Below are 14,712 nucleotides of genomic sequence, written 5' to 3'. Positions count from 1 at the left end.
CCGGACGCGTTACTCGCCCAGGCCCAGTTCCGTGGCGAAGAACGTCATCGACAGCGCCGCGTTGCCGACGCGCTGGCTGAAAGGCGCGCCGATGCCGTGGCCGGCGTTCATGCGGGTGAGCAGCAGCACGGGGTAGCCCGAGGTGCTGGCGTCCTGCACGGCGGCGGCGAACTTGCGCGACTGCCATGGGGCCACGCGCGGGTCGTTGGCGCCGGTGGTGAACAGCACGGCCGGGTACCTGGTGTTCGGCTTGACGTTGTGCAACGGCGAGTAGGCGAGCATCGCCCGGGCGATGGCGGGATCCTTCACCGAGCCGTATTCGCTGCGGTTGTAGGGGCCATTGGCGAAGGCGGTCTCGTGGCGCGGCACGTCATAGATGCCGACCATCGCCACCACCGCGCGGTACTGTTCCGGATGCTGCACGAGCGAGGCGCCCATAAGCAGGCCGCCGTTGCTGCCGCCGAGGATGCCCAGGTGCCTGGTGTCGGTCCACTTCGTGTCGATGAGTGCTTGCGATGCGGCGTAGAAGTCGTCGAACACGTTCTGCTTGCGCGTCTTCTGTCCCTGCTCGTGCCAGGCCTCGCCGTACTCGTTGCCGCCGCGGATGTTCGCGTACGCGAGCACGCCGCCGCGTTCGATCCAGGCGAGGTTCGGCCCGATGAAATTCGGAGTCGTCGGGATATCGAAGCCGCCGTAGCCATAGAGGATGGTGGGGCGCTTGCCGTTGGGCGTGGTGCCGTCCATCGCGATCACGGTGACGGGAATCTTGGTGCCGTCCTTGGAGGTGCCTTCGACGCGGGTCACGCGCACCTTCGAGTAATCGGCGGCCGGCTTCACTTCGAACACCGTCTTCAGCGCACCGGTGTTGCCGTCGTATTCGGCCCAGTGCGGCGGCACGGTCCAGCCGGCGTAGGTGATGAGCGCCTTGGCCTGGCCCTTCTCGGCGGCCACGCCGCCGATGACGATGCCGGTGGCCGGCAAGGGCACGCGGCGCACGAAGGCGGACTTGCCGTCGTACTGGTCGGCCCACCAGTCGGGACCGGCGCTGCGCACCACGAGGAAGCCGTCGCCCAACGCGGTGACGCGCTGGATGGCGCCCTCGCCTTCGGGCAGCACATCGCTGCGCTTGCCGTCGGTATCGAAGGCCACCACCTTGCCACGCGGCGCGCCGGCGAAGGTCACCACGAACAGGCGGTTGCCCACCCAGCTCGCCGAACGCACGTCGGCGTCGTGGCCGAGCAGCTTGCGGAACGCGCCGTTGCCGTTGCGCAGGAACACCTCGGCCGGGCCGCCGTCGCCCTCGTTGGCGAGCAGCGCCGTGCTCTTGCCGCCGTTGCCGTCGTGGAGAACGTATTCGGCCACGTCGGAGTAGCCCTTGCCGAAGACGACGGTGTCTTTCGACGGCGGCTGGCCGAGCACATGGTGGGCGAGGTAGGCGTCGAACTCGCGCAGGGGCTTGTCCTTGGTGGGCGCGTCGAAGCGGGCATAGGTGACGCCCTTCTCGTCGGCATCCCAGGCCAGCGCCTGCGGCGTGGTGCCGCCACCCGCCCAGGGCAGTTCATCGGGCAAGGCCTTGCCGGTGGTCGTGTCGAGCACGTGGATGGTGGTCAGCTCGCTGCCGCCCTCGGCGGTACCGTAGGCGAGGTAGCGGCCGCTTGGCGAGGGCCAGTATTCGGTGATGGCGGTGTTGCCGTCGCCCTTGTTGAGGTCGACCAGGGTACGCACCGGTCCATCGGGCCAGGCCTTCGCCACCAGCACGGGCTGCGGCTGCGGGGGCGTGTTCTCGAAATAGAACAGCGTGCCGCCGGCCAGCGTGGGCGACGAGCGCGTGGTCGAGGTGATCGCCAGTTCGCGGATGCGCGCGCTGAGCTCCTTGCCCAGCGGCGCCTTGCCGATGGTGGCTTCCGTATAGGTGTTCTGCGCGTCGATCCACTGCTTCACGTCGGTCGCGTCGGGGTTTTCCAGCCAGCGGTAGGGATCGTTCACCGGCACGCCGGCGAGGGTTTCGGACACCATGCGCTTGGGTGTCGGCGGCGGGGTGTTCGTGGCGGCGTGGGCGCCGCAGGCCACGAGCAGGCTCGCGGCGAGCAGGCGAGGGTAGAGGGTGCGCATGGGATGTCCCCGGGGAGGAAGGAGAGCCCGAGCCTAGCAAAGGGGTGACCTTCGGCACCCCTGCCGGCAGTAACGGCTACGGGAGTGAATGCATGAGGCATGGTGTTTTCGCCGATACGATCGGCTCCCACCCCTTCGGTAGCCACCTTCCTACCGAAGGGGTGGGAGCCGATCGTATCGGCGAATCCAGTTATCCTCGCCGTTTTGTAACTTGCGGAATGTCCTGATGCGCGTACTCGCCGCCGCCCTTCTCACCGCCCTGTCCGCCGCACCGGCGCTCGCCGCTTCCCCGCCGCTGGACATGGAAACGATCATGGCCGACCCCGACTGGATCGGCCCCGCGGTGGAAACGCCTTACTGGAGCGTCGACGGCAGCCACGTCTACTACTCGCTCAAGCGCGACGGCAGCCCCGTGCGCGATCTCTACCGCGTGGCGGCCACCGGTGGCGCGCCGGAGCGCCTCGATCCCGCCGCCGTCGCGGCGGCCGACGGCTCGCAACCCGTGTTCGATCGAGCGCATCGCCACGCGGCGTTCGTGCGTCACGGCGACATCTTCGTACGCGACCTCGCCGGCGGCACCACCGTGCAGGTTACCCGCAGCACCGCGACCGAGCGCGATCCGCGCTTCTCGCTCGACGGCCGCCTGCTGACCTATCGCAGCGGCAACGACTGGTTCGTGTGGAGCGTCTCGGGCGCCGCCGCACCGGCCGCCGTGCTGAAGACCGAGGACGATCCGAAGGTACGCAAGGACGACGACCTCAAGGAGGACCAGCAGGCGCTGTTCTCGACGCTGCGCAAGCTTCGCGGCGACGAGGACGCGATGCATGCCGATGCCGATGCGCTCGCGGCGGTCGACCCGGGTCGCGCACCGGAGCCGTTCTACCTCGGCAAGAACCTCTCCGTGGCCGATACCTCGCTCTCGCCCGACGGCCACTGGATGCTCGTGGTCACCCAGGCCAAGGACGCCGACGCGGGCAAGATCGCCGACCTCACCCATTATGTGACCGACTCCGGTTATGCCGAAACCGAGGCCACCCGCTCCTACGTGGGTCGCAACGATCCGGCGCCACAGTCGCTGCGCCTGCTCGACCTGCGCCGGCACCTGAGCTTCGACCTCGACACGGCGTCGCTGCCCGGCATCGGCGGCGACCCGCTGGCCGACGTCCGCGCGAAGACCGTGGCCGCCTTGCGCAAGGACGGCAAGACCGAGCGCGCCGACGCGCTGGCCGCGCCGAAGAAGCGCCCGCTGATCGTCAACGGCGAATACAGCCCCGGCATCGTCTGGAGCGACGACGGCGGCCAGGTCGCCGTGCAGTTGCGCGCGATCGACAACAAGGACCGCTGGATCGCCACGGTGGACTTCGACCGCCATGCGCTGGTGAGCCGTCATCGCCTCACCGACACCGCCTGGATCAACTGGGACGACAACGACTTCGGCTGGCTGCGCGACGGTCGCACGCTGTGGTACCTGAGCGAGGAAAGCGGCTACTCGCAGCTCTACGTGCGCCCCCTCGACGGCAAGCCGCGCGCGCTCACGAGCGGGCGTTTCGAGGTGGACCACCCCGTGCTGTCGCCCGACGGCGCCACGTTCTACGTGCGCAGCAACAAGGTGGCGCCGTACAGCTACGACGTCTACAAGGTGCCGTCCACGGGCGGCGAGCTCGCGCGCGTCACCCGCTACGAAGGCATGGACGACTTCACGCTCTCGCCCGACGGCCGCATGCTGGCGGTGCTGCATTCCTCGCCCTACGTGCCGTCGCAACTGGCGGTGACGAGCACCGACGGCAACGGCGCGCGTGACCTTACCGACACGCTCAAGCCCGCCTACAAGGCCCACGACTGGCTGGCGCCGCGCATCGTGGAGATTCCCTCCACCCACGGCGCGGGCACGATCTACGCGAAGCTCTACGCCAAGGGCAACGCGACGGGCCGGCCGGCCGTGCTCTTCGTGCATGGCGCGGGTTACCTGCAGAACGTTCACCTGTCCTATCCGGCGTATTTCCGCGAGCAGATGTTCCACAACCTGCTCGTGGAACGCGGTTACGTGGTGCTCGACATGGATTACCGCGCGTCGAAGGGCTACGGCCGCGACTGGCGCACGGCGATCTACCGGCAGATGGGCCATCCCGAGCTGGAAGACCTGCTCGACGGCAAGGCCTGGCTGGTGAAGCAGCAGGGCGTCGACGGCAAGCGCGTGGGCATCTACGGCGGCAGCTACGGCGGTTTCATGACGCTGATGGCCCTCTTGCGCGCGCCGGGCGAATTCGCGGCGGGCGCCGCCTTGCGACCGGTCAGCGACTGGACCAGCTACAACCACGAGTACACCTCGAACATCCTCAATGACCCGCAGCTCGATCCGGAGGCCTACGCCACCAGCTCGCCGATCCGCTATGCCGACAAGCTGGCCGACCCCTTGCTGATCGAGCATGGTCTGATCGACGACAACGTGCTGGCGAGCGATTCGATCCGGCTCTACCAGCGCTTCATCGAGCTCCATAAGAAGAACTTCTGGATGTCGCTGTATCCGATGGAGCGGCACGGGTTCGTGCATGCCGATTCGTGGTTCGACGAGTACCGGCGGATCGATGAGCTGTTCCGGGAGCGGTTGGAAGGTTCGGCGCGGTAGGTGACGAAAGACGCTGGGCCCCTGCCTGCGCAGGGGCGACGAGGGGCAAGATTCATCGCTGCGCACCATGGAACCTCACGTCGCCCTGCGCAGGCAGGGGCCCAGTGTCTCCCACTCTTTCCTGAAAATTTACGCAAACGTTACGCCCCACCCCCACGGCGATACACCGTAAATATCCACGAACCCCAAGAATGCGCACCGTCCCCAACCGACGGACCGCTCACGTGGAATTCCTGTACGTTCTCCTCGTCGTCGTGCTCACCGCCATGACGATCGGCTTCCTGATGATCTGCGACCGCCTGGGTCGCCGCTGAGGAAGCCGCCATGTCCCTCGTTTACGCCGCAGCCACCGTGATCGCGGTGGCTCTCGCGGGCTACCTGTGCGTGGCCCTTCTGAAGCCGGAGTGGTTCGAATGACCGCGAACGACTTCTTCCAGGTCGGCCTCTTCGTGGCCGTGCTGCTCGCCACCGTCAAACCCCTGGGCCAGTACATGGCCCTCGTGTTCGCCGACGAGCCCAACCGCGTCAACCGCTTCGGCACCCGCGCCGAACGCCTGCTCTATCGGCTCGCCGGCATCCGTGCCGACGAAGACATGGGCTGGAAGCGCTACGCCCTCGTCATGCTCGCCTTCAACGTGGCGGGGCTGGCCTTCGTCTACGTCATCCAGCGCACGCAACAGTGGCTGCCGCTCAACCCGCAGCATTTCGGCGCGGTGGAGCCGGGCCTGGCCATGAACACCGCCATCAGCTTCACCAGCAATACCAACTGGCAGGCTTATGGCGGCGAATCGACGATGAGCTACTTCACCCAGGCCGTCGCCCTTGCCGTGCAGAACTTCCTCTCGGCGGCCACCGGCATCGCCGTGCTCATTGCGCTGGTGCGCGGTTTCGTCCGCCGCGGCGCGAGCGCCGTGGGCAATTTCTGGGTCGACATGACCCGCGCCACGCTCTACGTGTTGTTGCCGTTGTCGCTTGTGGTGGCGCTGCTCCTGGTGTCCCAGGGCGTGGTGCAGAACGTCTCGGCGTATCTCGACGTGGCCACGGTGCAGCACGGCACGCAGACCCTGCCGATGGGCCCGGCCGCCTCGCAGATCGCGATCAAGATGCTCGGTACCAACGGCGGTGGCTTCTTCAACGCCAACTCCGCGCACCCGTTCGAGAATCCGACGCCGTTCTCCAACTTCATCGAGATGCTCTCGATCTTCGTCATCCCTGCGGCGCTTTGCTATACCTTCGGCAGCATGGTGGGCGACCGCCGCCAGGGCTGGGCGATCCTGGCCACCATGCTGCTCATTTTCCTGCCGCTGGCCGTCGGCCTCGTCGCCGCGGAGCAGGCCGGCAACCCGGCGCTGCATGGCCTGGCCGTGGATGCGCAGGCTTCCGCGATGCAGAGCGGCGGCAACATGGAAGGCAAGGAAACGCGCTTCGGCATCGTTTCGTCGGGCCTGTTCGCGGCGATCACCACGGCCGCGTCCTGCGGCGCGGTGAACGCCATGCACGATTCGTTCACCCCGCTGGGCGGCCTGGTGCCGATGTGGCTGATGCAACTGGGCGAAGTGATCTTCGGCGGCGTCGGCTCGGGCCTGTACGGCATGCTCGCCTTCGCCGTGGTGGCGGTATTCATCGCCGGGCTCATGGTGGGCCGTACGCCGGAATACCTCGGCAAGAAGATCGAGGCGCACGAGATGAAGATGGCGAGCCTCGCCGTGCTGATTCCCTGCGCGCTGGTGGTGATCGGCACGGCCGTGGCGGTGATGAGTCCGGCCGGCGTCGCGGGCGTGGCCAATCCCGGCGCGCACGGTTTCAGCGAGATGCTCTATGCCGTGAGCTCGGCGGCGAACAACAACGGAAGCGCGTTCGGCGGTCTCTCGGCGAACACGCCGTTCTGGAACGTGCTGCTCGGCATCTGCATGTTCCTGGCCCGCTTCCCGCTGGCCATCGCCATGCTCGCCATGGCCGGTTCGCTCGCCGCCAAGCGCCACGTGCCTCCGTCGGCCGGCACGCTGCCCACGCATACGCCGCTGTTCGTCGCGCTGCTGGCCTGCGTCGTCATCGTCGTGGGCGCGCTCACCTTCCTTCCGGCACTCGCCCTCGGGCCGATCGCCGAACAACTGATGTCCGTCACGGGGCACTGATCCATGACTACCCATGCCCACGCGCCGCGCGGCTTCGATCGCGCGCTGGTGATCCGCGCCCTGCGCGACGCGTTCACCAAGCTTTCCCCTCGCACGCAGTTCCGCAACCCGGTGATGTTCGTCGTGTTCGTGTGCAGCGTGCTCACCACGTTGCTGTGGATTCAGGCCCTTGCCGGCCATGGCGAGGCGCCCACGGCCTTCATCTTCTGGGTGACCCTGTGGCTGTGGTTCACGTTGCTGTTCGCCAACTTCGCCGAAGCCCTCGCGGAGGGGCGCGGCAAGGCCCAGGCCGATGCGCTGCGTGGCTCCCGCCGCGACGTGGCGGCGAAGAAGCTGGCGTCGGCCTCGCGCGACGCGGCGATCGTGTTCACGCCGTCGAGCGAACTGCGTGCCGGTCACTTCGTGCTCGTGGAGGCGGGCGACACCGTGCCCGGCGACGGCGAAGTCGTGGTCGGCGCCGCCAGCGTCGACGAGAGCGCCATCACCGGCGAATCCGCTCCCGTCATCCGCGAATCCGGCGGCGATCGCAGCGCCGTGACCGGCGGCACGCGGGTACTGTCGGACTGGCTGGTGGTGCGCATTACCAGCAACCCGGGCGAGAGCTTCCTCGACCGCATGATTTCGATGGTGGAAGGCGCCTCGCGCCGCAAGACGCCGAACGAGATCGCGCTGACCATCCTGCTGGCGAAGTTCACGCTGATCTTCCTGCTGGCTTGCGCCACGTTGTTGCCGTATTCCATCTACAGCGTGCAGGCGGCCGGCACCGGCAGCCCGATCACCCTCACCGTGCTGACCGCGCTGCTGGTGTGCCTGATCCCGACCACCATCGGCGCCCTGCTCTCGGCCATCGGCATCGCCGGCATGGATCGCATGATCCGCGCCAACGTGATCGCCACTTCCGGTCGCGCAGTGGAGGCCGCGGGCGACGTCGACGTGCTGCTGCTGGACAAGACCGGCACCATCACGCTCGGCAACCGCCAGGCCGTCGCCTTCCATCCGGCGCCGGGCATCGAGGAACGCGAGCTGGCCGAAGCGGCCGAACTGGCCTCGCGCGCCGACGAAACGCCGGAAGGTCGCAGCATCGTCGCCCTCGCGGCGAAGACCTTCGGCTGGGAATCGCGTCGCGGCGACGACCGCCGCGCCGTCTTCGTGCCTTTCACCGCGCAGACCCGCATGAGCGGCGTGGACGTCGGCAAGCGACACATCCGCAAGGGCGCCATGGACGCGGTGGAACGCTACCTCGATTCGCAGGACAGCCACATGCCTCCGCTGGTGCGCCGCATGGCCGAAGACGTGGCCCGCCGCGGCGCCACGCCGCTGGTGGTGGTCGACGGTGCGCTCACCCTGGGCGTGGTGGAACTGAAGGACATCGTCAAGGACGGCATCAAGGAGCGCTTCGCCGAGATGCGCCGCATGGGTATCCGCACGGTGATGATCACCGGCGACAACCCGCTCACCGCGGCGGCGATCGCGGCCGAGGCCGGCGTGGACGATTTCCTCGCCGAGGCGACGCCGGAAGCGAAGCTCAAGCTCATTCGCGACATCCAGGCCGAGAACCGCCTGGTGGCGATGTGCGGCGACGGCACCAACGACGCCCCCGCCCTCGCCCAGGCCGACGTGGCCGTGGCGATGAACAGCGGCACGCAGGCGGCGAAGGAAGCCGGCAACATGGTCGACCTGGATTCCAACCCGACCAAGCTCATCGAGGTGGTCGGCATCGGCAAGCAGATGCTGATCACGCGCGGCGCGCTCACCACCTTCTCCATCGCCAACGACATCGCCAAGTACTTCGCGATCATCCCGGCCGCGTTCGCCAGCACGTATCCGGCGTTGAACACGTTGAACGTGATGCGCCTGGCGACGCCGCAGAGCGCGATCCTGTCGGCGGTGATCTTCAACGCGCTGATCATCATCTTCCTCATTCCGCTGGCGCTGAAGGGCGTGGCCTATCGCGCGCTCGGCGCGGGCGCCCTGCTTCGCCGCAACCTGCTCGTCTACGGGCTCGGCGGCGTGGTGGTGCCCTTCATCGGCATCAAGCTCATCGACATGCTGCTGGTCCTGGTCGGACTGGCCTGACACGAGGCATCCCATGCGTACCGTGAAACTTTCCGTGTTCATCGAAGACCCGACGGACGTCGATCTCGAGGTTCACCTGGCTCCTTCCGAGCAGGCCGCCGCGAACGCGGTCGCGCCCACCCCGGCCGTCATGCCCCTGCGGCCGCGCGTCGTGCCCACGGTACGCAGCGACGAAGACGAATACACGCTCGGCGGCTACGCCGGCATCTGAAGCAAGACCACCATCCACACCCACAGAGGGGTCCCGCGAGGGGCCGATCCACCGATGCGCACCACCCGTTACGCTTTTCTCGCCGCCGTGCTGGCGATCGCTCCCGCCTCCAAGGCGCTCGCCGCCACCAGCGACGATTGCTCGCAGGGCTTCGGCACGCGCCTCATCGAGGCCTATGCCGAAGACGCCCAGCCGGCCGATCCGAACGCACCGGCGCCGGAACGCCGCGCCATGCCCTCGCCGCTTCCGTCGCCCCCGTTCCCCTCGGCGGAATGGCAGCTCGGCGGCGTGGCCTATCCGATCGGCGTACCCAACCTGAATTCGCAATACCCGCTGGAAAAAGCGCTGGCCTGCACCGCCTTCGGCCACTGGATGAAGGATAACCGTGTCGAGATCTACGGATGGATCAACGGTTCGGTGAACGCCAGCAGCTCGGCGCACACGAACTATCCGCTGTCGTATGCCACGCGTCCCGGTCGCGCCGAGTTCAACCAGGCGCTGTTGCGCATCGAACGCGTTCCCGACACGGTGCAGACCGATCATTTCGACTGGGGTTTCCACTTCGACAACCTTTACGGCTACGACTACCACTACACGACGATGAAGGGCGTCTTCAGCAACCAGCTGCTGAACAACCCGCGCGCCGACCAGCCCCTGAACGGCAAGACGTACGGCTACGATCCGATGTTGTTCTACGCCGACTTCTACCTGCCGCACGTGGCCGAAGGCATGGTGGTGCGCGTGGGCCGTTACCTGTCGCTGCCCGACATCGAGGCGCAGTTCTCGCCCAACAACTACCTGGTGACGCACTCGGTGCTCTATACCGTGGATCCGTACACCCAGATGGGCGTGATGACCACCACCAAGCTCAACCAACAGTGGACGCTGCAGGTGGGCATCAACGGCGGCAACGACACGGCGGTGTGGAACCGCTCGGCTCGGCCCACCTTGCAGGCGTGCGTGCGCTGGGTGTCGAAGGACAACGACGACATGCTCTATCCCTGCGTCAACAGCTTCAACACCAGCGACTACAACTACAACAACGTGCAGATGTACGTCACCACCTGGGGCCATCGCTTCAGCGACGACGTGCACATCCTCACCGAGGCGTATTACATGTACGGTCGCAAGATCCCGGGCTACGGCCCGGAAGGCGTGCCGGGCAAGGCGGGCGAGTACGGCATCGTCAATTACCTCAACGTGGCGGTGAACCCGAAGAACATGCTGTCGTTCCGCAACGAGTGGTACAACGACCAGAAGGGCCAGCGTACCGGCTACGCCACGCGCTACACCACGCACACGTTGGGCATGACGCATTGGGTGACGCAGGACCTGGAGATCCGCCCGGAGCTGCGCTACGAGAAGTCCTATGACGTCGCCGCCTACGACGGCGGCCGCAAGGACAACCAGCTGTCGGCCATCGTCGACGCGATCTGGCACTACTGACGAGGCATGCCGTCATGATCAAGCTTTTGCGCAACGCCATCGTGATGGTGCTGCTGATGACCGCGATCACCGGCGTGGCCTACCCGGTGGTGGTAGGGGGTATCGCGGGAGTGGTCTTCCCCCATCAGGCCAGGGGTAGCCTGGTCGAACGCGACGGCAAGCCCGTGGGCTCGTCGCTGATCGGGCAGTCGTTCACCGATCCGCGTTACTTCTGGGGGCGGCCGTCGGCGACCACGCCGGGCCCGTACAATGGCGCGTCGTCCACCGGTTCCAACCAGGGTCCGACCAACCCGGCCCTGGCGGATGCGGTGAAACAGCGTCTCGCCGCGCTGCATGCCGCCGATCCGGCCAACGCCGCGCCGGTGCCGGTCGACCTGGTGACGGCGTCGGGCAGCGGGCTCGATCCGGAGATCAGCCCGGCGGCTGCGGAGTACCAGGTGGGGCGGGTGGCGCGAGCGCGTGGCCTCGATCCCGCCAAGGTGCGCGAGGTGGTGGCGGCGAACACGCAGGGGCGGCAGCTCGGCGTGCTGGGCGAACCGCGGGTCGACGTGCTGGCGCTGAACCTGGCCCTCGATGGCCTGAGGTAACCGATATCGCCGACAGGATCGGCTCCCACCCTCCGGTAGCGAGCTTCCTACCGAAGGGTGGGAGCCGACCCTGTCGGCGATAGGGATTGCGATACCGTATCAAGTAATCTGGATCCCCATGACCGACACCCGAGACGCTCGCGCCGATGCCCTGCTCCACGCGGTGTCACATGACATCGGCCAGCGCCTGAAGGTCTTTCTCGGCGCGGCGCCGGGCGTGGGCAAGACCTTCGCCATGCTCTCCGCCGCGCGCGACCTGCGTCGCCAGGGCATCGACGTGGTGGTGGGCCTGGTCGAAACGCACGGCCGCGCTGAAACGGCCGCGCTGCTCGAGGGCATGGAAGTGCTGCCCACCCGGGCCGTGCACTACGCGGGCCGCGACTTCCGCGAGTTCGATCTCGAAGGCGCGCTGGCGCGCAAGCCCGCCGTGATCCTCGTCGACGAACTGGCCCACACCAACCTGCCCGGCGGCCGTCACGCGCGTCGCTGGCAGGACATCGCCGAACTGCTCGACGCGGGCATCGAGGTGTACACCGCGCTCAACGTGCAGCACCTGGAAAGCCTCAACGACCAGGTGCGCCGCATCACCAACGTGGCCGTGCGCGAGACGGTGCCCGATGCCTTCCTCGATCGCGCGCGCGACATCGTGCTGGTCGACCTGCCGCCACGCGAACTCATCGGCCGCCTGAAGCAGGGCAAGGTCTACGTACCGGAAACGGCCGCGGTGGCGCTGGATGCGTTCTTCTCGCCGACCAACCTCGCCGCCCTGCGCGAACTGGCGGTGGAAACCGTGGCCGCGCACGTGGACAGCGACCTGCGCGAGCACATGCTCGCGCGCGGCGGCGCCATGCCCGTGCGGCGTCGATGCATGGCCGCCATCGATGGGCATGCGCAGAGCGAATACCTCGTACGCATCGCACGGCGCATCGCCGAGCGGCGCGGCGCCCCGTGGAGCGTGGTGTTCGTCGATCGCGGCCATACCGATCCCGAGCGCCGCGAGCGGGTGGATGCCGCCATGCGGCTGGCCCGCCGCCTGGGCGGCGAGTCGGTGATCCTGCGCGGTCACGCCGTGGCGGACGAACTGCTCGCCTGGGCCGATCGCGAGGGCGTGGGCCAGATCATCGTGGGCCGCACGCGCGAGCGGCCCGTCGCCCGCCGCCTGGGTTACTCGCTCACCCAGCAGCTGTTGCGCCGCGGTGCCCACCTCGAACTGACCATCGTCGCCACGCCCGCCGAGCGGGCCCGCTCACGGCGTCGCATGCGCCTGGCCGGGAACGCGGGGACGAAACGCGACTACCTCTTCGCGACGGGCGCCACGGCCGTGGCGATGGGACTGTCGTTCGTCGCCGACCGGTTTCTTTCGGTAGCCAACCTCTCGTTGATCTTCCTCACCGCCGTGCTCGCCGTGGCGGTGCGCACGCGCATGGCCGTGGCGGTGTATACCGCCCTGCTGTGCTTCCTGGGCTACAACTTCTTTTTCGCGCCACCGCGCTACACGCTGGCGATCGCCAACGCCGACGACGTGCTCGCGGTGGTGCTGTTCCTCGCGGCGGCCCTGGTGTGCAGCCGCCTCGCCACGCGGCTGTCGGGACAGGTGGCCTCGTTGCGCGCGGCGCAGGTGCGTGGCCGGGCCCTCATCGCGCTGGGCCAGCAACTGGCCACCAGCGCGGATGGCGACGGCATCCGCGCCGTCGGCGCGCGCGCCCTAAGCCGCACGCTCGACGCCGACGTGGCCGTGTTGGCCCGCGACGCGGCTGGCCAGCTCGGCGTGGTCACCTCCTCGCCCGGCACGCTGGAACTGTCCACCCAGGATCGCGCGGCCGCCGATTGGAGCGAAGTGCACGCCGAACCGGCGGGCCGTTACACCGACACGCTCAACGCCGCGTCGTGCTGGATGGTGCCGCTGGGCAACGAGCAGCAGCGCCTGGGCGTGGTCGCCTTGCGTTTTCCGGCCGAGGTGCGCGAGCCCGACGCCGACCGGCGCGGCCTCGCGCTGGCGATGGTGCAGGACATCGGCCAGGCGCTGGAACGCGCGCGCCTGGCCAACGAGCTGGAAAGCGCCCGCGTGCAGGGCGAAACCGAACGCCTGCGCAGCGCCCTGCTTTCGTCGGTGTCGCACGACCTGCGTTCGCCGCTGGCCTCGATGATCGGCTCGGCGGGCACGCTGCTGAGCTACGAAGCGCAACTGCCCGCGGACGAGCGCCGCGACCTCCTGCAGGCCATCCTCGGCGAAGGCCAGCGCCTGGATCGCTACATCCAGAACCTGCTCGACATGACCCGCCTCGGCCACGGCACCCTCCAGCTCCATCGCGACTGGGTCGATGCGGGCGAGATCGTGGCGGCCGCCGTGTCGCGCATGCGCAAGCTGTTCGCCGACACCCGGGTGGACGTCACGCTGCCGCACGACACGGTGCTGCTGCACGTGCATCCGGCGCTCATCGAGCAGGCCCTGTTCAATATCCTGGAGAATGCCGCGCGCTTCTCGCCGCCCCACGAGGCGGTGCGGGTCATCGTACGCACCGAGGCGGGCCGCCTGCTGGTGGACGTGGCCGACCGGGGCCCGGGCATTCCCGAAGACGAGCGGGCGCGCATCTTCGACATGTTCTACTCCGTGTCGCGCGGCGACCGCGGCAAACAGGGCACGGGCCTGGGACTGGCCATCTGCCGCGGCATGATCGGCGCGCACGGCGGCAGCGTGGAGGCCTTGCCGAACGTGGGCGGTGGCACGACCATTCGCGTATCCCTGCCCTTGCCGCCCCCGCCCGACGACACGCCATGAACCCCACCGCCCCCCGCGTGCTGGTGATCGACGACGAAGCCCAGATCCGCCGCTTCCTCGACATCGGCCTGCGCGCCGAGGGTTACCAGGTGCTGCTCGCCGCCACGGGCGAGGAAGGACTCGGCCTCGCGGCCACCCAGTCGCCGGACGTGGTCATCCTCGACATCGGCCTGCCCGATCGCGAGGGCCACGACGTGCTGCGCGAGATCCGCGGCTGGAGCACCGTGCCCGTGGTGATGCTTTCGGTGCGCGATGCCGAGAGCGAAAAGGTGAAGGCGCTCGACGCCGGGGCCAACGATTACGTGACCAAGCCGTTCGGCATCCAGGAATTGATGGCCCGCCTGCGCGTGCTCCTGAGGCAAAGCGCGAAGGGCGGCGAGCCCGAGGCGTCCGTGCGCTACCGCGACGATCGCCTTGAGGTGGATCTCGCCCGCCGCGAGGTGACGCTCGACGGGCAACCCGTATCGCTCACGCGCAAGGAATTCGCGGTGCTCTCGCTGCTCGTGCGGCATCCCGGCCGCGTGGTGAGCCAGCAACAGATCCTGCGCGAGGTCTGGGGCGCCACGCATGTGCAGGACACGCATTACCTGCGCATCGTGATGGGCAAGCTGCGCCAGAAACTCGGCGACGATCCCGCCACGCCGCGTTGGCTGAAGACCGAGGCCGGGGTGGGATATCGCTTTCCGGCGTGACGCGCGTCACGTCGCGCGGCATCTTCACGTATTTTCAGAATAGTCTGA

The 14,712-nt window shown here is 68.1% G+C and carries 10 protein-coding genes; 9 read left to right on the top strand and 1 reads right to left on the bottom strand.

Going from position 1 to position 14,712, the window contains the following annotated elements; genetic code table 11:
• Positions 1 to 9: 9 nt before the first annotated feature.
• On the bottom strand, positions 10 to 2,112 hold the full coding sequence (locus L2Y94_RS20800) for a prolyl oligopeptidase family serine peptidase (RefSeq protein WP_247371840.1): 2,103 nt from the start codon (positions 2,110 to 2,112) through the stop codon (positions 10 to 12).
• Between the two features lie 226 nt (positions 2,113 to 2,338).
• Here L2Y94_RS20800 and L2Y94_RS20795 point away from each other — a divergent pair, with 226 nt between their 5' ends.
• The 9 genes from L2Y94_RS20795 to L2Y94_RS20755 all read left to right on the top strand — a co-directional run bounded on the left by L2Y94_RS20795 (position 2,339) and on the right by L2Y94_RS20755 (position 14,664).
• Complete coding sequence (locus L2Y94_RS20795) at positions 2,339 to 4,738, top strand: S9 family peptidase (RefSeq protein WP_247371837.1); 2,400 nt, start codon at positions 2,339 to 2,341, stop codon at positions 4,736 to 4,738.
• A 324-nt stretch (positions 4,739 to 5,062) separates the two neighbouring features.
• A complete protein-coding gene (kdpF, locus tag L2Y94_RS20790; protein ID WP_144912148.1) occupies positions 5,063 to 5,155 on the top strand; it encodes a K(+)-transporting ATPase subunit F in 93 nt (30 codons plus the stop codon).
• A complete protein-coding gene (kdpA, locus tag L2Y94_RS20785; RefSeq protein WP_247371836.1) occupies positions 5,152 to 6,873 on the top strand; it encodes a potassium-transporting ATPase subunit KdpA in 1,722 nt (573 codons plus the stop codon). The genes kdpF and kdpA overlap by 4 nt, the downstream gene beginning before the upstream one ends.
• Before the next feature lie 3 nt (positions 6,874 to 6,876).
• A complete protein-coding gene (gene kdpB / locus L2Y94_RS20780) occupies positions 6,877 to 8,949 on the top strand; it encodes a potassium-transporting ATPase subunit KdpB (protein WP_247371833.1) in 2,073 nt (690 codons plus the stop codon).
• A 13-nt stretch (positions 8,950 to 8,962) separates the two neighbouring features.
• Positions 8,963 to 9,160, top strand: a complete 198-nt coding sequence (locus L2Y94_RS20775; RefSeq protein ID WP_247371831.1) for a hypothetical protein — start codon at positions 8,963 to 8,965, stop codon at positions 9,158 to 9,160.
• Positions 9,161 to 9,214: 54 nt separating this feature from the next.
• Positions 9,215 to 10,606 (top strand): outer membrane beta-barrel protein, encoded by a 1,392-nt coding sequence (locus tag L2Y94_RS20770; protein ID WP_247371829.1) that lies wholly within the window; start codon positions 9,215 to 9,217, stop codon positions 10,604 to 10,606.
• Positions 10,607 to 10,620: 14 nt separating this feature from the next.
• Positions 10,621 to 11,193 (top strand): potassium-transporting ATPase subunit KdpC, encoded by a 573-nt coding sequence (gene kdpC / locus L2Y94_RS20765; protein ID WP_247371826.1) that lies wholly within the window; start codon positions 10,621 to 10,623, stop codon positions 11,191 to 11,193.
• Between the two features lie 118 nt (positions 11,194 to 11,311).
• Positions 11,312 to 13,972: a sensor histidine kinase gene (locus tag L2Y94_RS20760; RefSeq protein ID WP_247371823.1), complete on the top strand. Its 2,661-nt coding sequence runs from the start codon at positions 11,312 to 11,314 to the stop codon at positions 13,970 to 13,972.
• Entirely contained in the window at positions 13,969 to 14,664 is a 696-nt protein-coding gene (locus L2Y94_RS20755; protein ID WP_247371820.1) for a response regulator, read from the top strand. Before L2Y94_RS20760 ends, L2Y94_RS20755 begins: the two co-directional genes overlap by 4 nt.
• The last annotated feature ends 48 nt before the right edge of the window (positions 14,665 to 14,712 follow it).

Source organism: Luteibacter aegosomatis, from assembly GCF_023078455.1.
Classification (GTDB): domain Bacteria; phylum Pseudomonadota; class Gammaproteobacteria; order Xanthomonadales; family Rhodanobacteraceae; genus Luteibacter; species Luteibacter aegosomatis.
This window is presented reverse-complemented; position numbering and strand designations above follow the sequence as displayed.